This is a genomic window from Roseburia sp. TF10-5 (assembly GCF_003462365.1).
In the GTDB taxonomy this organism is placed as follows: Bacteria; Bacillota; Clostridia; order Lachnospirales; family Lachnospiraceae; genus Roseburia; species Roseburia faecis.
The window spans coordinates 41,319-62,718 of record NZ_QTYW01000019.1 but is presented as its reverse complement, the minus strand read 5'-3'; the positions used below and the strand labels follow the sequence as shown (position 1 = coordinate 62,718).

21 protein-coding genes, 1 tRNA gene and 1 riboswitch are annotated in these 21,400 nt (G+C 42.8%); of the genes, 13 read left to right on the top strand and 9 right to left on the bottom strand.

The window, feature by feature from the left end; translation table 11 throughout:
* Positions 1-7 precede the first annotated feature (7 nt).
* A complete protein-coding gene (gene pulA / locus DXD06_RS14290; protein ID WP_243001118.1) occupies positions 8-2,689 on the top strand; it encodes a type I pullulanase in 2,682 nt (893 codons plus the stop codon).
* A gap of 230 nt (positions 2,690-2,919) precedes the next feature.
* Here pulA and DXD06_RS14285 read toward each other — a convergent pair whose 3' ends face one another.
* A complete protein-coding gene (locus DXD06_RS14285; protein WP_117832688.1) occupies positions 2,920-3,336 on the bottom strand; it encodes a type II toxin-antitoxin system HicB family antitoxin in 417 nt (138 codons plus the stop codon).
* A 33-nt stretch (positions 3,337-3,369) separates the two neighbouring features.
* The gene (locus DXD06_RS14280) at positions 3,370-3,558 is read right to left on the bottom strand and encodes a type II toxin-antitoxin system HicA family toxin (protein ID WP_022045945.1); all 189 of its coding nucleotides are present in this window, start codon (positions 3,556-3,558) and stop codon (positions 3,370-3,372) included.
* Between the two features lie 279 nt (positions 3,559-3,837).
* On the opposite strand from DXD06_RS14280, the gene DXD06_RS14275 reads away from it, so the two are divergent.
* Together DXD06_RS14275 and DXD06_RS17740 are read left to right on the top strand one after the other, a co-directional pair.
* Positions 3,838-4,068: a LexA family protein gene (locus tag DXD06_RS14275; RefSeq protein WP_117832686.1), complete on the top strand. Its 231-nt coding sequence runs from the start codon at positions 3,838-3,840 to the stop codon at positions 4,066-4,068.
* Between the two features lie 28 nt (positions 4,069-4,096).
* Positions 4,097-4,225 carry a putative holin-like toxin gene (locus DXD06_RS17740; RefSeq protein ID WP_278308218.1) on the top strand — a complete coding sequence of 43 codons (129 nt, stop codon included), beginning with the start codon at positions 4,097-4,099 and terminating at the stop codon, positions 4,223-4,225.
* A gap of 411 nt (positions 4,226-4,636) precedes the next feature.
* On the opposite strand, the gene DXD06_RS14270 is transcribed toward DXD06_RS17740, so the two are convergent.
* From DXD06_RS14270 to DXD06_RS14260, 3 genes are all read right to left on the bottom strand, one after another.
* Complete coding sequence (locus DXD06_RS14270) at positions 4,637-5,242, bottom strand: hypothetical protein (protein WP_147343641.1); 606 nt, start codon at positions 5,240-5,242, stop codon at positions 4,637-4,639.
* Between the two features lie 102 nt (positions 5,243-5,344).
* The gene (locus tag DXD06_RS14265; protein WP_117832683.1) at positions 5,345-5,740 is read right to left on the bottom strand and encodes a hypothetical protein; all 396 of its coding nucleotides are present in this window, start codon (positions 5,738-5,740) and stop codon (positions 5,345-5,347) included.
* Positions 5,741-6,034 (bottom strand): DUF2089 family protein, encoded by a 294-nt coding sequence (locus tag DXD06_RS14260; RefSeq protein ID WP_022044781.1) that lies wholly within the window; start codon positions 6,032-6,034, stop codon positions 5,741-5,743.
* Positions 6,035-6,518: 484 nt separating this feature from the next.
* Here DXD06_RS14260 and DXD06_RS14250 point away from each other — a divergent pair, with 484 nt between their 5' ends.
* Positions 6,519-6,698 (top strand): hypothetical protein, encoded by a 180-nt coding sequence (locus tag DXD06_RS14250; RefSeq protein ID WP_117832679.1) that lies wholly within the window; start codon positions 6,519-6,521, stop codon positions 6,696-6,698.
* Between the two features lie 84 nt (positions 6,699-6,782).
* Here DXD06_RS14250 and DXD06_RS14245 read toward each other — a convergent pair whose 3' ends face one another.
* Both DXD06_RS14245 and DXD06_RS14240 read right to left on the bottom strand, forming a co-directional pair.
* On the bottom strand, positions 6,783-7,421 hold the full coding sequence (locus DXD06_RS14245; RefSeq protein ID WP_117832677.1) for a hypothetical protein: 639 nt from the start codon (positions 7,419-7,421) through the stop codon (positions 6,783-6,785).
* Positions 7,411-7,698 carry a cysteine-rich small domain-containing protein gene (locus DXD06_RS14240; protein WP_117832675.1) on the bottom strand — a complete coding sequence of 96 codons (288 nt, stop codon included), beginning with the start codon at positions 7,696-7,698 and terminating at the stop codon, positions 7,411-7,413. Before DXD06_RS14240 ends, DXD06_RS14245 begins: the two co-directional genes overlap by 11 nt.
* A gap of 284 nt (positions 7,699-7,982) precedes the next feature.
* Between DXD06_RS14240 and DXD06_RS14235 the strand changes: the two genes are divergently transcribed.
* The 3 genes from DXD06_RS14235 to DXD06_RS14225 all read left to right on the top strand — a co-directional run bounded on the left by DXD06_RS14235 (position 7,983) and on the right by DXD06_RS14225 (position 12,131).
* Positions 7,983-9,722, top strand: a complete 1,740-nt coding sequence (locus tag DXD06_RS14235; protein ID WP_117832673.1) for a 1-deoxy-D-xylulose-5-phosphate synthase — start codon at positions 7,983-7,985, stop codon at positions 9,720-9,722.
* A 118-nt stretch (positions 9,723-9,840) separates the two neighbouring features.
* Positions 9,841-11,229, top strand: coding sequence for a hypothetical protein (locus DXD06_RS14230; RefSeq protein WP_117832671.1), 1,389 nt, complete (start codon positions 9,841-9,843; stop codon positions 11,227-11,229).
* Positions 11,230-11,383: 154 nt separating this feature from the next.
* Positions 11,384-11,481: riboswitch (THF riboswitch) on the top strand.
* A 62-nt stretch (positions 11,482-11,543) separates the two neighbouring features.
* A complete protein-coding gene (locus DXD06_RS14225) occupies positions 11,544-12,131 on the top strand; it encodes a folate family ECF transporter S component (RefSeq protein WP_055066720.1) in 588 nt (195 codons plus the stop codon).
* 74 nt (positions 12,132-12,205) lie between these two features.
* Here DXD06_RS14225 and pepT read toward each other — a convergent pair whose 3' ends face one another.
* Positions 12,206-13,426 (bottom strand): peptidase T, encoded by a 1,221-nt coding sequence (pepT, locus tag DXD06_RS14220; RefSeq protein WP_117832669.1) that lies wholly within the window; start codon positions 13,424-13,426, stop codon positions 12,206-12,208.
* A 132-nt stretch (positions 13,427-13,558) separates the two neighbouring features.
* On the opposite strand from pepT, the gene DXD06_RS14215 reads away from it, so the two are divergent.
* The 4 genes from DXD06_RS14215 (at position 13,559) to DXD06_RS14200 (ending at position 18,361) form a co-directional block, all read left to right on the top strand.
* A tRNA-Lys gene (locus DXD06_RS14215) sits at positions 13,559-13,631 on the top strand.
* Between the two features lie 124 nt (positions 13,632-13,755).
* Positions 13,756-14,709, top strand: coding sequence for an AAA family ATPase (locus DXD06_RS14210; protein ID WP_117832666.1), 954 nt, complete (start codon positions 13,756-13,758; stop codon positions 14,707-14,709).
* Between the two features lie 2 nt (positions 14,710-14,711).
* Entirely contained in the window at positions 14,712-15,824 is a 1,113-nt protein-coding gene (locus tag DXD06_RS14205) for a DUF58 domain-containing protein (protein WP_117832664.1), read from the top strand.
* Complete coding sequence (locus DXD06_RS14200) at positions 15,821-18,361, top strand: transglutaminase-like domain-containing protein (RefSeq protein ID WP_147343640.1); 2,541 nt, start codon at positions 15,821-15,823, stop codon at positions 18,359-18,361. The genes DXD06_RS14205 and DXD06_RS14200 overlap by 4 nt, the downstream gene beginning before the upstream one ends.
* A 21-nt stretch (positions 18,362-18,382) precedes the next feature.
* Here the strand turns inward: DXD06_RS14200 and trmB are convergent, their stop codons facing one another.
* The gene (gene trmB / locus DXD06_RS14195; protein WP_055262611.1) at positions 18,383-19,024 is read right to left on the bottom strand and encodes a tRNA (guanosine(46)-N7)-methyltransferase TrmB; all 642 of its coding nucleotides are present in this window, start codon (positions 19,022-19,024) and stop codon (positions 18,383-18,385) included.
* Between the two features lie 153 nt (positions 19,025-19,177).
* Between trmB and DXD06_RS14190 the strand changes: the two genes are divergently transcribed.
* Both DXD06_RS14190 and minC read left to right on the top strand, forming a co-directional pair.
* On the top strand, positions 19,178-20,575 hold the full coding sequence (locus tag DXD06_RS14190; protein WP_117832660.1) for a D-alanyl-D-alanine carboxypeptidase family protein: 1,398 nt from the start codon (positions 19,178-19,180) through the stop codon (positions 20,573-20,575).
* Positions 20,576-20,671: 96 nt separating this feature from the next.
* Entirely contained in the window at positions 20,672-21,385 is a 714-nt protein-coding gene (minC, locus tag DXD06_RS14185; protein ID WP_022045714.1) for a septum site-determining protein MinC, read from the top strand.
* Positions 21,386-21,400 lie beyond the last annotated feature (15 nt).

Sequence of the window (21,400 nt, the reverse complement as noted above, 5' to 3'; positions counted from 1 at the left end):
AAAGCAAATGACAAGAAAACGTATAAGCGCATTGGGGATGGCAATGCTTATGCTTATCATGACAATCAGTACTGTAATACTTGATACAGTACCGGTCAAAGCGGATGGAGGTCCTGTGATAGAATTTCATTATCACAGGGCAGATGGTGATTATGATCCATGGTCTGTATGGATGTGGGCCGAGGGACAGGAAGGAAATGACTATCCTTTAGAGGCTAAGGATGGTGATGCAGTTGCCAGAATTGAAATTTCAGCCGGTGTGACTTCCGTAGGATTTGTTGTAAGAACACAGGATTGGGCGAAGGATTATGAAGAGGATCAGTTCATTGATATATCAGAAATGGTATCAGGAACCGTGATTGTTAAAGTCGAATCAGGTGTTGAGGGTTATACAAAGGAATACGGTGATGATGCAGTAAGGGGAATAAAGCTTAATACTGCAAAGTACAATGGGGATAAGACGATCACAGCCACAATGACTGGTGATATTGAAGGAGAACTTAAAAATGCCTTTAAGGTAGAAGGTAAAAATGGGGAAATTCAGGTAACAGATGTAAAAGCGGGAGATGATTCTACCTATATACTTACTCTGAAAGAGGAACTTGTCAATTCAAGTAGTTATCAGATTACATATGATGGTACCGTAAGTGATATCAGAATGCCAATCATATATTCAACAAAAGAATTTGAAGATGAGTATACATATGATGGGGATGATCTTGGTGCTACATGGAGTAAGGACAGTACAACATTCAGGGTGTGGGCACCTACCTCTGAAAAAGTTATGCTTAATTTATACGAGACAGGAGATCCTGACGATAAAGAGCCGAAAGAAAGCATTGAGATGAATGCCGATAAGAATGGAACATGGGTTGCAAAAGTGGATGGGGACTTAAATGGAACCTACTACACATACAGTTCAACAATCGACGGTTCAACAAAAGAAGCCTGTGATCCATATGCCAGAACGACTGGTGTAAATGGACAGCGTGCCATGGTCATCAATCTTGAAGAGACAAATCCTGACGGATGGGATCAGGATACCAATCCACATGCAGGAGAGAGCATTAATGATGCGATCATCTACGAATTACAGATGCGTGATTTATCAGCAGACAAAAGTTCCGGCATAAAAAATGTTGGTAAATTCCTTGAAATGACAGAGACAGGAACAAAGACCAAAGATGGTATTTCAACTGGAATCGATCATATTAAGGAACTTGGTGTTACACATGTGCATTTACTTCCAATCTATGATTTTGGTTCCGTAGATGAAGGAAACGATCAGTCGAATTTATATAACTGGGGATATGATCCGGTTAACTACAATGTACCGGAGGGTTCCTATTCTACAGATCCACACAATGGGGATGTGCGTGTAAAAGAGGCAAAACAGATGATTAAGTCTATGCATGATAACGGACTTAGCGTTGTAATGGATGTGGTATACAATCATGTTATGAGTGCAGATGATTTCTGTATCAATAAACTTGTTCCGGGTTATTTTTCACGTATCAATGAAGACGGTTCGTATTCAAACGGCTCAGGATGTGGAAATGATACAGCATCCGAGAGAAACATGGTACGGAAATATATTGTGGATTCCGTATGCTACTGGGCAGATGAATATCATATGGATGGTTTTAGATTTGATCTGGTTGGACTTTTAGATACCGATACAATTAATGAGATTGTAGAGGAAGTACACAAGACACATCCGGATGTTATTTTCTATGGGGAAGGATGGACAATGGAGACCGGTGTCACAAAAGATAATGTGACAATGGCTACACAGGGGAATTCAGCTTCCACTCCGGATTTCGCATTTTTCAACGACAATATTCGTGATGGATTAAAAGGAAGCGTATTTGATACTGCAACATTCGGATTCGTATCAGGAGCAACGAATGCAGAGAAGAAAATGGCAGATTCATTCATGGCAAACGAGTCATGGTGCAAGGAGCCAAGCCAGATTATCAACTATGCATCATGCCATGACAATAACACACTTTTTGACAGAATTGCAGGTTCTAAAACAACTTCGAGTGAAGAGGACATCATAAAGATGAATAATCTTGCAGCAGCATTTTATATGACTGCAGAAGGTGTGCCATTTTTGCAGGCAGGAGAGGAAATGCTTCGCACAAAGGTCAATGATGATGGAACATTCAATTCAAACTCATACAATGCAGGAGACGAAGTAAACAGCATTAAGTGGGATACATTATCCGACAAGAAATACGCAGATGTATTTGAATACTATAAGGGACTTATTAAGTTCAGAAAGGCACATCCGGCACTTCGGTTATCTACATCAGAGGATGTGAAAAAATATGTAAAATCCGTAGAAGGACTTGGGGATAATATTGTAGGAATTAATATAAAGGGCGGTCAGAAAGATGAAAGTGCAAAAGAGATGTATCTTCTTTTTAATGCAAACACTGACAAGGCAAAAGTTACAATTCCGGAAGGAAAATGGAAAGTCTGCATAAACGGACAGAAAGCTGGCGTTGAGACCATCGAGACAATCAAGGGTGGCGAGTATACAATGGATGGTATCAGTGCACTTGTACTTGTAAAACAGGATGGTGCGGTCATGACGATTGTTATTGTTCTGATTGCAGCAGCGGTAGTTGTTGCGGCAGGAGTTGTAATTGTTGTAATGAAAAAGAAAAAAGCAAATAAATAATGAAGTTTATAATTAGTGTCTGCTTACTCAGCAGGCACTAATTATTTTGTATGGAATATTTGCATGACCCCATACTGTAGAGATTCCGAGAGACTATTTATGTAATAGGGGATAAAAGGGAAAGAGTCAGGAAACAGGCTCTCTTTTGAGTTATGGTTGATGGAGAGGCAGTTTTTGTTTTATGAGAAAACCAGTTACCCATATAGATAACTGGTTTTTAAGGGATAATGTTAATGAGTATGTGCGATAGTGGAGTTATCAAGAAGTGTTCGTAAGGCATCCTGAAGGACTTGTGAGCAGTTGATTCCGCGCTTGTCAGCAAGACGGACCATCCAACTTGGAAGAGAAACATTTTTTCGAACGGCGCGAGTATCTGTCTGGGCACGATATTCAATGGTATCTGCGGAAATCAGGGAACAGATTGTGCCGCCATCAACACTTAATTTTTCCTGTGGTGATGGAGGAGCAATCGGTTCGCCTTCATCCTCTGCAACAACAAGCCATGCGCTCATTGCATCGGTAATTTGGTCAATTGCATCAGAAAGACTATTGCCAGTAGTGATGCATCCAGGAAGATCAGGGACTTTTGCGTAGTATCCGGATCCGTCCTCGATAGGTGTAAACAAAGCTGTATAAATATATTTCATAGTAACCCTCCTATTTGGAAGCAGGAAACATATTTAATGCATCCTGCTAATATTGGCTTCCTTGAAGATGTACTTCATGTCGTTTTCATTGAAATCGTGTCGTTTGACAGGTACGGTGCTGTGTGTCTGCGGATTGTAGTAAATGTCGTGATTAGCACCGTGGCGTTTCAATTCATAACCGGAAGCACTGAGTTGTTTAATCGTTTGTTGCCTTGGATTCATTATGTACCTCCTTTAATTATATCATACACAATATTACACAAAAGTCAACTAAAATACACAAAAATACACAAGAAATAAAGTGAATGTGCACAACGGAATTTTCCAAATCAGCCGGAATTGTTTTTACCGGAGGCGGCGGATTGTGCAGAGAGTCATGAAGCAGAGGTTGGGGCGGATTGTGGAGGAGCAGGTCGGACAGTTGAGGATGGTTTGGCAATAATTTTTATTTGATATAATCGAACACATATTTTATTATATAGGCATATAGGGAGGTAGCAAATGGGAGAAAAGCTAAGAAATGAACTTACGGATAAAGAAAGAGAAATGTATGAGTATATTGTAAAATATATGGAAGAAAATTTAATTTCTCCATCTTTTCAAGAAATCTGTAAAGGAGTAAACACAAAATCAAAGTCATGTGTGCATGATAGGCTTAAAAAGTTAATGGGAAAAGGCTATATAACTCTGCGAGAAGGGGGAACCAAGAACAATTTGCTCAATTGGGTATAAATTAGTAAAAGAAAGCGAGGAGTAAAGAATGTATACAAAGTTGTTGTCGGTAATTGCCATCATAGAAATAATGTGGGGAACAATATTTCAGTTTTGCATACTGATTGTTGCTATTATCAATCTGATCGTAATGATCTTTTCTAACCATAAAAAATAACCGCCCCTACCAAAGACCGGTTATTTTTTTAAACTAACTTTGGCAAACCGCCTACACGGTATTGCGTTTTGTATTTTCATAATACCATTGCGTAATTTTTTGTCAATGATTTAAAGATCTTTGCTGGATACCGGCATAAAATAAGGTTCAGATCATTGTAAAACTCAAATGAATAATGAAGTTTATAATTAGTGTCTGCTTACTCAGCAGGCACTAATTATATTTTATTAAATTGTTTTATTATCTGCGAACAATTTCTAATCGTTCGCGCTGGATAAGTTTTTCATACTGCCTCAATTGAAATACTGTCTACCTGTGCACTTAAATGATTTTAGACACCAGATCCATATCTATTATAGAGTAAGATCAGTATAAGCAAAACGAGTATCACTATATATCTTTTTTTCATTATTATAAATAACTTGAAGCATAGAAATTGGTTTTACTCGAATAAGTTTGAGATGTAATCTTTACAATTCCTACATTTCCAACTCCAACATAAGTATCAAGATTTCCAGAACATTTTAAGGTAATACAGGAGGAAGTACATGTGGTTTTGTTACTTTGTCCAGAAAGTTTATATGTATATATAACAAAGTCAGAATCTACGCTTGCATTAGAAGCACTTGCATTTGTCCAGTGCTTTCCACTATAATATCCAACGGCATTAAATGTAATTGTAGCTGAACCAACCACCAAATCACTACTTAATGTTTTACTATAAGTAGCACGAGTCGATTGTGGTGAAGACGAAATGTCTTCTATATTTATAGTTGAGTCTTTTTCAACTTCTTTTTGATATTTTTTCGCTGAGTCTATTGCTTCTTTCAGTTCTCCAACTGTAACAGTTGCATAGCTAGCTTCTTGGTTTACTTCAAGGTTATTTTCGTCTATGTCCAAATACGATAGGACATCATAAACATTTTCAGTTGTTATAACTGTCTCTTCCGAGAACTGTTTATTGCTTTCGGCTGCAAAAACAGGTATTGGAGCTATAGTTGTATGTACTAGAGCCAACGACATTGATGCTGCAATTACTTTTTTAATAAGACTTTCATTGAAAGACCTCCATCTTTTAAAAAATTTATCACAACTATATATAATATATAGAGATGAACATTATAATTCCCGCAATTTCATTTCATTTATTTTCTTTTTGCGCGTAATCGTTCTATTTCTTTTTATCCTATTATAAATTGATATAACAGCAGGAATATTCGTAAGTATAAAGATAATGATGCAATTATGTATCTTATCCTTTATAGACATCTGATTTTTGGAAACGAAACTATATGAGAGTGTCAATGACCCCTGCTTCTCAACGCGTTCAAAACTTTCTGGTTCAAAATTAAGATACACTATAATTAATACGATTGAAAGAACAAGAAAAATAATTGGTGTTAATGATACGGTAGTTGTTCTTCTTTTTTTATTTAAATATGATTCTAAAAAACGTACACAAATAATGGTTAATGCCATTATTATTACGATGAATAAAATTGTAGAAAATTTCATTTATTCTCCTTTTTGCTCTCTGTATTTTTTTATCAATATTTTTGCTGTGTCAAAATCAAGTTGATCATCTATTACCATTTTTTTAATTAATGAAATATAAGCGTCATTTTCTATTTGATCATTCATTTGCATTTTTTGTATAAGTCGATCAAGTCTCAATCGCACGGTAGGATATGTTATATGATACAATTTTGCAACCTCTTTTAAAGAGCCAGATGACATAACAAAATTTTTTATAAATGTGATATCTTCATCACTTAAATTGTATATCCATTCTTGCGCTTTTCGTCTCATTACCAACCCCTTTCTTTAATATTATTGATATTATCATTTAATAATGTTAAAGTCAACTGCTAATATTATGTTATTTACATCTTTTTATCTTAATAATCATTCGAAACCTCAAACTTGTAAAGATAAGGTTTTCAGATTCGAGGTTACTCTCAACCCCCTTGCTTTTGTTTATATTTCTTCAATCATCAGTTATAAAAAACAGAAGCATTTTAATCAGTTCACCATATCGGTTTCATTTTGTGTTATACTATTTTATAAGATTTTTTTGTCGTCGCTGCCGCTTCGGTCGGTGCAAAGCGGACATCTACCAGATGTCCTGCACCCTTGTATTTGCCCTTATCAGAGTTCGTAAATCTATATGGAAGATATAATATAAGGGAAAGCTCACCTGCTGGTCTGAGTCTATTGGGACAGTATATTTATTATGAGGCACTGGTGGTACACGGAAGCGGCGATAAACTGGAAGGTTATGGAGGTAAACAAAATGAATGATAGCAAGTTAAAGGGTATAGCAGTTATTCTATTTGGAGTACTCTTAAGTGCAAGTGGCGCAGAAATGAATCGAACGGTATTGGCAGGTTTTAGCGATTTCCCGTTTGCTCTTATTGGGATAATTGTTGGAATTGTTGGACTTATAATGGTTTTCAAAAATAATAAAGGATAACAAACTAAGAAATTGTTTGGTATTACAGCGGAAGAACTTTTGAAAAAAGCACGGTAAAATGCTGACTTATCAATTGAAAAATAATTATTTTGTATGGAATATTTGCATGACCCCATAAGTATGCGGCAAATGTGGAGCCGTGGTCTTTCTCGATGGGCAGGAAAAATTCCGGCAGTTTGCACATGTATTACATAATTGCTTGAGATTTGTGTGCGTTTTTGTATCCAGATGCAGGATCAGAGTTGCTGTCTTAAGCGGCCGGAGCATCTGCCCCTCGGTAAGCCGGATGCCATCCGGGGCAAGCCGCCCATAAATCTGTGGGAGCAGGTCAAGGGAATAGGTATCTCCCAGAAAAGATAATTCTGCAAGATACAGGCGGCTCTGACGTTCTACCACATGTGCAAACGCTTCATAAGACTGTGATAAAAGCATCAGGCTGATGCAGTCCACAATGTAAGCTTCCTGGATCTGTTCATGGTTCAGATATAATTCCGACAGTTCATCCACTCCGTTCCCAAGCGTCACAAGCCCATAGGCATAGTGAGGCAGGGAAACCCCGTCTAAATCCTGATCCAGAGAGTAATACGCATAGGATTCAACCAGGGGAAGAAGTGCCGTATAAATTGCCTGAATATGGGGCAGGTCATCCGGAGGGAAATGGAAACGGCTGCAAAATTCGTTCCAGTCACCGGAGGATAATCCGGGAGTAAGTTTACATTTCATGGGATACATCCTCCTTATCGGAAGCTGCCATAACGGCTGCAATTTCCTGAAAGCGGCCCGTGACCTTATCATAGTTCTTTCGGTGATGGGGAAAGCCACAGTTTATGCAGGATTTGATACCATTTTTTAAATATTCACAGTTTCCACCACAGGATTTCCCAAGTGTATAGAGGGGACAATAACAAAACAGGCAGTTAAAGTCCTCCTCCGGAATTCCTTTATGGCATGGAAAATATTCACATTTTTTATTTTGAAAAAACTTATAATATTCGCTCAAAATGGTTTCCTCCAATCAAAGCACAATCATAGCATAATTATATCGGAACAACAAGCGGATCGCAAGAAATGCGAATGACATAAAAATTGCATTTCAGTGGGAAATGATACCTTTTGCCCCTTTTATCATTACAATATTTACATCTTTTTAAGAGCGCAGGTATAGTGGCTCAGGCAATTGAGGGATTGAAGCAAAAAGTTGAAAATTAAATAAAAAATACTTGACTTAAAGTTAACTTTAAATGGTATATTATGATAGATAAAATCGGAAGGAGAATTTATTATATGTATATCGAAAAGATTAACGGACCGGAAGATGTGAAGAAATTAAATATAGAAGAGATGACAGCTCTCGCAGAAGAAATGCGTCATGCATTATTAAAGAGGGCAAGTATTCACGGCGGGCATTTTGGCCCGAATTTTGGTATGGTAGAGGCAATCATTGCACTGCATTATGTTTTTGAGTCCCCAAAGGACAAAATGGTATTTGATGTTTCCCATCAGACCTATCCGCACAAGATGCTGACCGGTCGAAAAGATGCCTATTTATATGAAGAACATTACGACGACGTGACGGGATACAGCTGTCCGCAGGAAAGTGAACATGACCATTTTACGATCGGACATACCTCTACATCCGTCAGTCTGGCATGCGGTCTGGCAAAGGCAAGGGATCTTCGTGGGGAAAGTGCAAATGTGATCGCAATTATCGGAGACGGTTCTTTAAGCGGAGGAGAAGCCTTAGAAGGAATGGATTTTGCAGCAGAATTAGACAGCAACATGATCATTGTAGTAAATGACAATGATATGTCAATTGCAGAAAACCATGGAGGACTTTATTCAAATCTGAAATTACTCCGCGAGACAAACGGACAGGCAGAGTGCAATTTATTTAAAGCCATGGGACTTGATTATGTCTATGTGGATCATGGAAATGACTTAAGGGAACTGATCGGGGCTTTCAAACAGGTAAAAGACAGTAAGAAACCGGTTGTTGTCCACATTAATACATTAAAGGGAAAAGGTTATAAACCGGCAGAAGAGCATAAGGAAGAATGGCACTGGCATCTTCCATTTGATATTGAGACCGGAAAATCCCATTTTCCGGAAGTGGAAGATTATTCTTCGGTGACCTGTGAATATCTGATTGAAAAGATGAAACAGGATCCGACAGTTGTTGCAATTACATCCGGAACCCCGACGATTCTCGGATTTACGCAGGAGAAAAGGAAACAGGCCGGCCGGCAGTTTGTAGATGTGGGAATCGCGGAGGAGACAGCGATAGCACTTGCTTCCGGAATTGCCAAAGGTGGCGGAAAGCCGGTATACGGTGTGTATTCCAGCTTTATCCAGAGGACGTATGACCAGATTTCACAGGATCTGTGTATTGACGGGAATCCGGCAACGATTGTTGTGTATACGGGATCGGTATTTGGCATGACGGATGTTACCCATCTGGGACTGCAGGATATTCCGATGCTTTCCAATATTCCGGGACTGGTTTATCTGGCACCGGCAACAAAGGAAGAATATCTGTCAATGCTTGACTGGAGCGTGGAGCAGAAAGAAATGCCGGTTGCGATCAAACTTCCGGGCGGAGACATGATTTCGGATGGCAGAGAAGTCACAAAAGACTGGAGCCAGCTCAACACCTATGAGGTAACGGAGAAGGGAAGCAAAATTGCACTGATCGGACTCGGAACATTTTATTCCCTGGCACTGCAGACCGCAGAAATGCTGGAGAAAAAAGGTATTCATGCAACGGTAATCAACCCGTATTATATTACCGGACTGGATAAGGGACTGCTGGAGAAGCTGAAGGCAGACCATGACACGGTAGTTACACTGGAAGATGGCATCCTGAATGGTGGTTTCGGAGAAAAAATCGCAAGATTTTATGGAAGCAGTGATATGAAAGTCTATAATTACGGATTGAAAAAAGAATTCCTTGACCGGTATGATGTAAATGAGGTATTAAAAGAGAATCATCTGACAGCAGAGCAGATTGTAAATGACGTATTATAGAAGGCAGAAATAAACAACAAACCTTGTGAGAATCGACACAATATGGTAAAATATAACATACTAGAGCTTATTTTGCATAGTGGTTAGAATAGCGGGCTCATGGAAGGAGCGGTATCATATGAAGAATAAAGATTCGAAAGCAAGGATGCAGATGATTTTCGGGATACTTTTGTTTGCGTTTATTTTTATGGCAGAGTTGTATGCCATAGTCAATTTCCCGAAGATGTTTATTGTTCTGGCTGTTTTGGCAGCAGCAGATCTGATATGCCTGTATGTTGCAATCAGAGGCGTGATTTCAGTATATGAGACAAAATATGCCCGGAGAGAGGAACAGTATGAGAGTATTTTCAAGTCGGAAAAGGCATCATATCTCATGCTGAAAAAATATTTTGAGGAAATATCGGTGAAGCTTGCATATATGGAAGAGGCATCTAAGATTCCGACAGAGGAAATTGTCAATGCACAGAAGGGAATAGCGAAAGTAATTATCAAGCGGTCCCATGAGAATACCGATGCATTGATGAATTCATACGAACAGCTGATCGACCGGTTTGATACGTTCCAGAAAGGAATGGATGGGTTCGGTACAGTTGCGGGTGCTTATAAGGACGAGATTCTTTCAGCCTGTAAGGATGAAATTTCTTCGGTGCAGAAGGATGGAAAAGAACAGGAACATTCACAGGATAAAGAGATAGCCGCAAAGCTGCAGGAAATCATTATTGCAATGAAAGATATGGAACTGCGCCTGAATCAGACCATTATGAACAGTCAGAAAGTGGTTGTTTCCCAGCCGCAGGTTTCTGTACCTGTGGCAACACCTGTAGAGCCACAGCCGGCACCGCAGAATCATGTGGAAGAAATACAGGCAGAGCCGGAGATTTCACCAGAGCCGGAAGAAAGTATGGAGCCGGAGCCTGAGATTTCGCCGGATCTGGAAGAAAGTATGGAGCCGGAGCCTGAGATCTCACCGGAGCCGGAAGAAAGTATGGAACCGGAGCCGGAGATTTCACCGGAGCCGGAAGAAAGTATGGAGCCGGACCCGGAGATTCTGCCGGATATACCGGAAGGGGAGAGTTTTGAGCCGGAGGAAGAGCCTCCGGTCATGGCAGCGGATGAGATTATCCCGCCGGACCCGGAAGAATCCATTGAGGAAGCAGAAGAACTGGTAGAACCGGACCCGATTCCGGAGGATGCGATTGTTGAGGAAGCGAATGATGAGAACCTGCCGGAGGAAGAACTTTCGCCGATGCCGGATCTGTCCGATCCAAACCGCGCCATGAGCCCGGATGAAATAGCTGCCCTGTTTGCAAATATGGGCAATGACGACAATGCGGATAAAGCCGGGGAACCTGTCGAAGAAACGGTGGAACCGGAGGATATTCTCGAGCCGATTGAAGAGCCGGAAGCCGTAAAAGAAGCACCTCTTCAGCCGGAAGAACCGGCAGATCCCAATAAGGCATTAAGCCCGGATGAGATAGCTGCCCTGTTTGCAAGTATGGGAACCTGAAAAGAATAAAATAACAGGCAACGGACGCCATCTGTTCCACGTAAAAACGTGTGACAGATGGCGTTTTGCTATAAAAATGCCATACAATGAAAAAAAATAGTTGCATTTCTTTTCCATTGTGTTATACTTAGGTCGTTGCAATTTAATAGTTTAAAGCAGAGTAGACACATGTGCGTTAAGTGCCGGATGAACAGGGAGTTGTCACCCGGACGAAAAGAGAATCTTGCGGTACATGAGTCGCATCCCGCTGCATCCGAAGATAATATTATCTCCAGTTGTAGTACGGTGAGGTCTGCAAAGGAGGTAATTTTTTTATGAAAAAATTCGTTACTTTGTTCACCGATTCTTTCCGTGAATTAAAAGCGGTAAGAACCATCACTACCATGGCAATGCTTGCCGCAGTTGCTGTGATTCTAGGATTTTTCTCCATTGAATATGGACAGTTTATCCGTATCGGCTTTTCTGGTATTCCAAATGGTATCATTGATTATCTGTTTGGACCGGTAGTTGGAGGAATCTTTCATGGTGCGTTGGATATCATCAAGTATATGATGAAACCGACCGGACCATTTTGCCCGCAGTTGACACTGGTTGTCATTTTGGCAGGAATCCTGTATGGCTGCTTTTTTTACAAGAAAAAGCTTACCATATGGCGCGTATTGGCAGCGAAATTTGTAGTTATGCTGATCTGTAATGTGATTCTGACAACGCTTTGTCTGACCGTGTTATATGGACAGGCATTTATGGTGATTCTTCCGGCGCGTGCACTGAAGAATCTGATTATGTGGCCGATAGATTCGGTGATCTTTTTCGCTATTACGAAGGCGCTGGAACAGATTGGTCTGTTTCGGATGTTTCAGAAACCTGCACTGGCAAAATCCGCAAATATGCAGGGAAACTAAAACTTCATAAATAATAACAAAACCGTCCGAAATCTGAGATTCATCAGACTGCGGACGGTTTTTTGCAGATTCATTTATTTGCGAATGGGATGGGTGGCAATATGTTTTAAAATGCGGACAGCTGTCTGCATGCCTTCCACAGAGATGTGTTCGTATGGTCCGTGAAAACCGTAACCGCCGGTACCGAGATTTGGACACGGCAATCCCATAAAGGACAGTCTTGCGCCGTCTGTACCGCCACGGATCGGACGGGAGAGCGGTGTCAGACCTTCGGAGGCAATTGCCTGTTTTGCCAGATCCACGATTTCCATTTTATCTTCAATGACAGAGAGCATATTCTCATACGAATGTTCGATGTCGAGCGTGACGGTTTCCGGTCCATATTTCTGATTCATGGATTGTGCAACGTCACGCAGATTCTGCAGCCGTTTCTCAAATGTAGTTTTGTCATGGTCACGAATGATAAAGGAAAGGGTGGCGGAAGCCACATCTCCGGACATATCGGTCAGATGATAGAATCCTTCCCGGCCGTTGGTGTGTGCCGGCGTTTCCGCTTCCGGAAGCCGGGAAACAATTTCACATCCCACCAGTGCCGCATTGACCATAATGTCTTTTGCTTCGCCCGGATGAACATTTACACCTTTAATATGAAAGATGGCACTTGCAGCATTGAAATTTTCATAAGCCACTTCGCCCTCGTAATCGCCATCTACCGTATACGCGTAATCAGCCTGAAAGATCGAAAGGTCAAACAGATCTGCACCGGCACCGACTTCTTCATCCGGCGTAAAGCCGATCCACAGTTCTCCGTGAGGGGTGCCTTCTGCTATCAGTTCTTCGATGGCAGTCATGATTTCAGCAACGCCAGCCTTGTCATCCGCACCTAGAAGTGTGGTGCCGTCTGTAGTGATCAGTGTTCTTCCTTTTAAAGAAGTAAGGGATGGAAAATCGCTCACCTTTAAAACATTCTGACTGCCTTTTAACAGGACATCGCCACCGTCATAGTCGGGAATGATCTGTGGTCTGACATCCTTTCCGGAAAAATCCGGGGCGGTATCCATGTGAGCGATAAAGCCGATGGACTTACAGTTTTCCATGCCCGGTGTGGCAGGAAGCTTGGCATATACATAGCAGTGATCGGTGAGGAGTATATTGGTAAGACCGAGAGTTTCCAGTTCCTGCTTTAAGGCTTTTGCAAGCGTGAACTCACGCTCACTGCTTGGAATGTCACTGCAGGATTCATCGGAGGTTGTCCAATAGCTGACATATTTTAGTAATCTTTCTTCTACTTTCATGTTAAATTGTTCCTTTCAAATATGCTTTTAAAAAAATTTAAAAAAAATAAAAAAAGTGCTTGCTTTTTTAATACTCCTATTATATAATAACTCTTGTCTTAAGGAAAGACACAAAACAAACAATTTAAAAATGCGCGATTAGCTCAGCTGGCAGAGCACCTGACTCTTAATCAGGGTGTCCAGGGTTCGAACCCCTGATCGCGCACTCGCAAAGCTTATTTTGATTGAATCAAATGGCAAAAGAACTCTTGACGAACAATGTGATTCGTTGGGGGTTTTTTTATTATATAAAATGCAAATAATTATAGAAAGAAACCATAGGGGGAAATATGGAGAAAGTATATGAGTATGCAGCCGCGGTTCTGGCAGAGGTCAAACGTGCGATTGCGGGGAAAGATGCCTGTATTACCAAAGCTTTTGCTACAATTCTTGCGGGAGGGCATATTCTGATTGAGGATGTGCCGGGAGTGGGAAAGACAACACTTGCCATCGCCTTTTCGCGCGTCATGGGACTTTTGGATCACCGTGTACAGTTTACACCGGACGTGCTTCCGGCAGATATTGTAGGATTTAACATGTACCAGAAAGAGACGGGACAGTTTGTGTACCATCCGGGAACGATCATGTGTAATCTGTTTCTTGCGGATGAGATCAACCGGACTTCGCCAAAGACACAGTCCGCGCTTCTTGAGGTGATGGAGGAGGGCAAAGTAACGGTGGATGGTGTGAGCCGAAAAGTGCCACAGCCGTTTGTTGTCATTGCAACACAGAATCCCAAAGGCAGTGCGGGAACGCAGCTTCTTCCGGAATCACAGCTGGATCGGTTCATGACCTGCATGAGCATGGGGTACCCGGATCTGCAGAGTGAGATGGAAATTGCCCAGGGAAAAACGATGACGAAAGCGGAGGATCTGCAGCCGGTTCTTCTTCCAGAGCAGCTGTGGGAGATGCAGCAGTATGTGGAACAGATTTATGTGCATGATAATGTTGCAAAATATATCGTACAGCTGATGGAGGCTACCAGAAAAAATGCTTACATTGAGCTGGGGGTAAGTCCCCGTGGCACGATCGCATGCGTGCGGCTGGCAAAAGCATGGGCATTTTTGCAGGGAAGAAATTATGTGATTCCGGATGATGTGACGGACATTTTTGCGGATGTGGCAAAACACCGTATTGTGCTCAACACAAGGGCACGGATCGGACATGTGACAGTCGATGCCACCCTGCAGGAAATTCTGTCGGATGTGGACAAACCAACAACATACAAAAGACTTAGGGGATAAACGTGGGCAGTTTTCTGATTGGAACAGGGGTGACGCTTGTCACATTTTATATAGCGCTGATCTATGGAAGCATTGCGATTGGGCTGATTGGGTTTGCGGAACTGGTACTGATGCTGCTTGCATGTTTGTATCTGCTGATTTATTGCAGACATATCACGGCAGATATCAGGATTCCGCTTACCGTGGCGGAAAAAGGGAAAAAAGTTACGGTACAGCTTACCGTGGATCAGACCATGTTGTTTCCGGCAGCAAAAGTGCGTTACCGTGTGCGCTGTAGAAATACATTTGCCGGGTATGCCAGAAATTTCTGGTGGAACGGTGCCGGACTGATGCGCGGAATGCAGTGCATGGAAAAGCGTGTCGTGCTTTCTCATGTGGGAAGTTATGAGTATGAGCTTGTAAAAGTACGGATTTATGATCTGACCGGTCTGTTTTATGTGCATAAAAAAATAAAGAGATTTGCAGATATACAGGTGCTGCCAGAACTGGATGCTGTGGCAGTACAGGTGTCGGAGCGGGTACGCAGATATTTCGGAGAAGCGGAAAGCTACGATGATTTTCAGCCGGGAACAGATGTCAGCCAGATCTTTGATGTGCGGGAATATCGTCCGGGGGATCGCCTGCAGCGCATACACTGGAAACTCTCCGCCAAATCGGACGGGCTTCTGGTGCGGGAGGACAGTCAGCCGCTTGCCTGTGCGGTGGTATTTTTGCTGGACATGCTGCCACAGATGGCAGGAAAAGGCCGGCATATGAGGCGCAGCAGGGAAGCCTATGCGGAAACCTTTCTCACAATTGCGGCAGATCTGGTGTATTCGATGATGGATGCCGGCTGCCCGCATTATGTGGCATGGCAGGAGGAAACAGAAATCAAACGGTTGCGCGTCGAGGATGAGGAAAGCGTGTATCTGTTTTTGATGCAGTTTATGGAATGTCAGAAGGAAACGGCCGGTTTACTGCGACAGAGATATGAGCAGCAGTATCGCTGCGAGCACCCGGTACACAGGCTGGAACTGACACCGGAGCTTTTTCTTGTGCTGGATGGACAGACACTTGCGGATTTTGGTGGAGATAACTGGAGACAGAAGCTGGAAGAAATGGAGCTGGTATTGTGAACAGGAAGGACAGGAGAGGGAATAAAACCACATATTTGTCTGGCAATACCGGTATCCGGCTGATCTGTGAGGCGGTTGCTGTGGAACTGCTGTTTTATGCAATGCTTGCGATTTTCCGGAGTGCATTCGGATGGCAGCTGCCGATCCGTGCGCTTGGTAAACTGCAGGTGGCCATGCTGGTAAGTCTTGTGCTGTTTATCGTGGGAGTTCCTGTGACCGGAAAATATCAGAGGGTCTGCAAGGTTGTGCTTGAAATCGGATATCCGGCGGCACTCGTACTGTTTGGAATTTTTCACCGGAGAAAACTGACAGAGAGCGGAAAAATGCTGTTTCAGGCATATCTGTCATATTGGAATAAACAGTATGGAACAAATTATATGACCGGGGCCGGGACGGAGATGCGGTATACTTATATGCTGGCGTTTTTATTGGCAGTTGTTGTGCTGTTAAGTCTGATGTTTCGATATGTGACCGGTGTGCGGCTGGTTTTGCTGCTTCCGGATATAACAGCGTTGTCGGTTGCTCTTCTGGTCAATGCCAGACTGGGCTGGAGTGGAATTGCACTCTTTTTCGTGGGAACCGTGCTGGTGTCTGCGGCACCATGGACGCACATGGATGTAAGGGTGGCTGACGGTCGTACCCATGTATGGATGCAGCTACTGTCTTATGCTGCAGCCGGTGTGTTTGCCGTGATTCTTGTCTCGGTGAGCAGCTATGCGTTTTCCGGTGTGGCAAAGCAGATTCCGAAAAAGTCACCGAAGTTTTATGCGTTTCAGAGACAGGTGGAAGAACGTGTGAAAAACCTGACGTTTTCGGGGATAACTTTGCAGGGATCGCGGGAACATGTGGATAATACAACACCGGACTATACCGGAAAAACCGTATTTTCGATAGAAGCATCGAAAGCCCCGGCGGGCAAACTGTATCTGAAATCATTTGCCAGTGGCACATATCAGAACGGTACATGGGTAAATGAAGGGAAAACGTTTGCGCACGAAGTGGATAAGGCGGGATACCATCGCAGTGATGTTGCAATGTTAATGCAGCAGAATGCCGGTGAACTTGTAAAATACATCCGTTCGAGTGAGCTGGCAGAGGATGAAACACAGACGGTTTCGTATCAGATTTCCTATCGGGCACTGGGGTTAAAAAACGCGTATATGCCTTATTTTTCAGATTTGCAGACAGCCGGTGGGAAGGTCTGGCTCAGGGATGATACGGTGGTACGTAAAAAGAGGGCAACGGGAAAGGTTTCTTTTGAGGGACTGGATGAAAATACGGATCTGCGCGATGTTTTTGACAGGTTTTGTATGGTCCACGGAGAAACAGATACGGATCTGCAGCAATGGTATGATGCCTATGCGGACAGTAGATACCGTAAATTTGCCACGGATGTTCCGGCAGTGGGAGATTTTATTACACGAAGGCTGGCTCTGGAAAGTATCGGATATGGCGTGTATGAGGAAAACGGCACCTATGTGGCGGATCAGATGGAAACAGGCGGGTTATACGATGAGGATTGGCTGGCGGATACGGATGGAAACAATTCCGGACGGGCAGAAAGACAGATAACTACCAACAACATCCGGCAGAATCTTGCGACACAGGTTGCTAACTGGCTGGGTAACGAAAATACCTATAACTTATATCTGAATCACATCCCACAGGGGAAAGATACCATTGCTTATTTTCTGGAAACCGGACATGAGGGATATTGTATGCATTTTGCCAGCGCGGGTGCGCTGATTTTACAAAGTCTGGGAGTTCCGGCGCGTTATGCATCGGGATATGTGGTGGAACCATCGGCATTTCATAAAGAAAAGAAAGGCTATCAGGCAGATGTGCCGGACTACAATGCGCATGCATGGGTGGAAATTTATCTGGAAAATATCGGATGGGTGCCGGTGGAAATGACTCCGGGCTATACGAATGACAGTGCAAAGCTGCCGACGACTCCGGAATTGCGCGATACGTGGAAACAGCGGCATGAAGAGCACAAAGATGCGGCGGAGCAGAATCCGCAGACGCAAATGCAGACGAAAAACGAATCGCCGTCAGAAACACAGATGGAAACACAGCAGCAGACAGAAAGTCAGATGACGGAGAAGGAGACAAAGCGGCCGGTAAAAAATAATGGGAAAAAGAACCACACGCGAGATCTGCAAGTGTTTTTTGCGGTGTGTCTGACATTGGCTGCCGCGGTTCTGGTGCTGGTACTTGTGGCAAAATGGATGCGTATTTACCGGGAACAATTGCTTATGGAGTTGCGCAACCGGCAGAATCGTCATGCGGTATACCGGATCAACCGGCGGATTTACCGGGGATTACATCAGCGAAGTTTTGGCATGAAGACCGATGCGGACTATCTGGAAAAGCTGATGACAACCTATCCGTCCGTTCCGGCGGAGGATTGGAAGAAGTATCTGTGCATTGTGCAGAAAGCGGTCTTTTCCGAAGAAGAGATTTCACAGGAAGAAGCACGGTTTTGTTATCGGCTGTACCGGAAGTACAGAAACCGGCGGATTTTGGGAAAGTAGGATAACGGAAAAACCGCCTCCTTAGCGGGAGGCGATCAGTTTACATATCGGGTTGCCCTTAGAAGAAAATTTTTCTTCGTATTCGGTCATGATATTTCCTTCATTCATGGATGGATCATGGTGCAGGTCACGGGTGGAGGCATTAAGATGCCAGCGGTCGGAAGTTTCGATTTCCTCGAGAGAAAACGTAAACAGGTCCTGATTGTCTGTTTTAAATTCCAGCCGTCCGTCGGCTGCAAGAAACTGGTCATAGCGGTCTAAAAATTCATGGGAAGTCAGTCGGCGTCTGGCATGGCGGTCCTTTGGCCACGGGTCGGAAAAATTCAGATAGATCCGGTCAACTTCTTCCGGTGCAAAAATTTCCGGAAGTTTTGCGGCGTCTTCACACAGAAAATGAACATTTGGAAGCTGCAGGGTATCCATTTTCTGGACTGCGCGCAGCAGTACACTGGTGTAACGTTCGATGCCGATATAATTGATTTCGGGATGTAACGCAGCAAGATCCATCAGAAATCTGCCTTTTCCCATGCCGATTTCGATATGGATCGGATGGTCATTTTCAAAAAAGGCATGCCATTGTCCGCGGTGTTCTGCCGCATTCTGTATACAATATGGGCTGGCTGCCACAGCTTCATTGGCACCCGGTATATTTCTTAGTCTCATAGTAATTTCTCCTTGGAAAAGATAAATTCAGTTTTGCTAACTGTAAGAATACTATTACTATATACAAATTTCGTCCGTTCGGCAAATAAAAATTGAACGATTATGGAAATAATGGTATTATAAATATAAGAAAATCAAGAATTGGGGAGCCTTATGAAAATAAAAAAATACACCCGTGTAACAGCATTTTTTCTTGCCGTATGCACGGTTTTACTCATGTTACCGTTGTCTGTGCGTGCAGATGAGTACTGGCCGGACGGGGTAAAAACGCAGTCCAAAAGTGCCATTGTGATGGAAGTCAATACCGGCACCGTTTTATATGAAAAGAAGAGTCACGAGAAACATTATCCGGCGAGTATCACAAAGATCATGACGGTTCTTCTGGCAATCGAAAACTGTGATATGGATGAGGTCGTTACGTTTTCTGCGGATGCGGTATTTAAAAATGAGGGAGATACTTCCCATATTGCCCGGAATCTTGGAGAAAAACTGACGATGGAGCAGTGTCTGTATGCGGTTATGCTGGAGTCTGCCAATGAATGTGCTTATGCGGTTGCGGAGCATGTGGGGCAGAAACTGGGTGGTGATTACCGGACGTTTATTGACCTGATGAATAAGCGTGCAAAGGAATTGGGATGTACGGATACGCATTTCAATAACTGTAATGGTCTGCCGGATGAAGATCACTGGGTCAGCGCGTATGATATGGCACTGATTTCCGCAGAGGCATACAAAAACGAGACGTTCCGGATGATTGCAGGCAGTCCAAGCTATACACTTCCGAAGACCAATAAATGCAAGGCGGAATATCCGTGTCACAATCACCATAAAATGATCTACCCGTTTCGCGGGGACAGCTCTCATTTGTACAAATACTGTACTGGCGGAAAAACCGGCTACACGACAGTGGCGAATAATACTCTGGTGTCTTTTGCGGAGAAAGACGGAATTACTCTGGTGTGTGTGGTGATGGATGCGGCAACACCGGATCATTATACGGATACCAGAAAATTATTTGATTACTGTTTTGAAAATTTCCAGGCGCTGAATATTTCGGAAAACGATGCGGGTCTGGCAAAGGACAACGGAAAAAATTACGGGGTTTTGAACAACAGTGAACCTTATGTAAAGCTGGATGAGGATGCTTATATCATTATGCCAAAAGGAGCACAGTTTTCCGATGCATCCTATAAAAAGACAGAATCTGCAAAAGGAAAAAAGAAAGTTGCAAGGCTTGCATACACATATGCCGGTCATGAGGTCGGCAGTGTGGATATAGTAAAAACCGGAGCAGAGGTAAAAGATAATTATTACGTCAATACCGATAGCGGGCAGAAGAAAAATGAACGTGTCATACGGATCGATCCTGCATGGCTCATTGTTGCGGGAGTGGTTATTGTCGCAGCAGTGGTTCTGTTGTTTCTGGCAAAACGGGCATATGATAATTTTTATGTGATCCGTCATCAGATAAAAACGAAAAAAAATGATAAAATGCGTTTTCGTGAGAAGAAACGAAAGAAATACAATCGCAGGAAGGACAGGTTTTTTTAAATCGTTCAAATAAAGCGAAAATGCTTGCGTATTTGCCGCAAACAGGTATAATTACAATTGATGGATTTCATTTTAATAATGAAATTGGAGGTTACCATGTCACAATCTGTTACGATAAAAAGTAATAAATACGGAATTAATCTTGTCTTAGACCCGGAGATTGGGTTTGATGAGTTATTGAAGGATGTTGTCGAAAAGTTCAAAGCATCCAGTACATTTTTTAAAAATGCAAAACTGGCATTGTCCTTTGAAGGAAGAAAACTTTCGGAAGAGGAAGAACAGCAGATCATCTCAGCAATTGAAAGCAACACATCGATTGAAATCCTGTGTATCGTTGAAAATGGAACAAGACAGGAAGCTGTCATGAAAGAACAGGTCGAGGCGTTTTACGATGCCGTACAGCAGCAGTATGAGAATGCCGCAGCAGGAAACGGGCCGGAGCAGTTTTATCGTGGCACTTTAAGGTCGGGACAGGTGATTTCGAGTGAATCGAGTGTCACGATCATTGGCGATGTCAATCCGGGAGCCAAAATTATTTCCCAGGGAAACATTGTGATTCTTGGGGCATTAAAAGGTAACGCACAGGCAGGATGTATGGGTGATCGTAACTGCTTTATTTTTGCGCTGGATATGCAGCCGATTCAGATTCAGATTGGGGATCTGATCGCAAAGAGTCCGGACAAGCCGGAACCGAAACGTCGTACACTCCGCCGGTCAAAGACACCGGAAGTGGAAGCACAGATCGCCATTGCAAGAGATGGAAATATCTATATTGAGCCAATCACCAAAAATATATTAAATAACATTTAGGGACGTAGGAGGAAT

Coding starts and splice junctions, on each gene's coding strand:
- pulA (WP_243001118.1), top strand. CDS start 8: ATGACAAGAAAACGTATAAGCGCATTGGGGATGGCAATGCTTATGCTT.
- DXD06_RS14285 (WP_117832688.1), bottom strand. CDS start 3,336: ATGAAATATATTTATACAGCTTTGTTTACACCTATCGAGGACGGATCC.
- DXD06_RS14280 (WP_022045945.1), bottom strand. CDS start 3,558: ATGAATCCAAGGCAACAAACGATTAAACAACTCAGTGCTTCCGGTTAT.
- DXD06_RS14275 (WP_117832686.1), top strand. CDS start 3,838: ATGGGAGAAAAGCTAAGAAATGAACTTACGGATAAAGAAAGAGAAATG.
- DXD06_RS17740 (WP_278308218.1), top strand. CDS start 4,097: ATGTATACAAAGTTGTTGTCGGTAATTGCCATCATAGAAATAATGTGG.
- DXD06_RS14265 (WP_117832683.1), bottom strand. CDS start 5,740: ATGAAATTTTCTACAATTTTATTCATCGTAATAATAATGGCATTAACC.
- DXD06_RS14260 (WP_022044781.1), bottom strand. CDS start 6,034: ATGAGACGAAAAGCGCAAGAATGGATATACAATTTAAGTGATGAAGAT.
- DXD06_RS14250 (WP_117832679.1), top strand. CDS start 6,519: ATGAATGATAGCAAGTTAAAGGGTATAGCAGTTATTCTATTTGGAGTA.
- DXD06_RS14245 (WP_117832677.1), bottom strand. CDS start 7,421: ATGAAATGTAAACTTACTCCCGGATTATCCTCCGGTGACTGGAACGAA.
- DXD06_RS14235 (WP_117832673.1), top strand. CDS start 7,983: ATGTATATCGAAAAGATTAACGGACCGGAAGATGTGAAGAAATTAAAT.
- DXD06_RS14230 (WP_117832671.1), top strand. CDS start 9,841: ATGAAGAATAAAGATTCGAAAGCAAGGATGCAGATGATTTTCGGGATA.
- DXD06_RS14225 (WP_055066720.1), top strand. CDS start 11,544: ATGAAAAAATTCGTTACTTTGTTCACCGATTCTTTCCGTGAATTAAAA.
- pepT (WP_117832669.1), bottom strand. CDS start 13,426: ATGAAAGTAGAAGAAAGATTACTAAAATATGTCAGCTATTGGACAACC.
- DXD06_RS14210 (WP_117832666.1), top strand. CDS start 13,756: ATGGAGAAAGTATATGAGTATGCAGCCGCGGTTCTGGCAGAGGTCAAA.
- trmB (WP_055262611.1), bottom strand. CDS start 19,024: ATGAGACTAAGAAATATACCGGGTGCCAATGAAGCTGTGGCAGCCAGC.
- DXD06_RS14190 (WP_117832660.1), top strand. CDS start 19,178: ATGAAAATAAAAAAATACACCCGTGTAACAGCATTTTTTCTTGCCGTA.
- minC (WP_022045714.1), top strand. CDS start 20,672: ATGTCACAATCTGTTACGATAAAAAGTAATAAATACGGAATTAATCTT.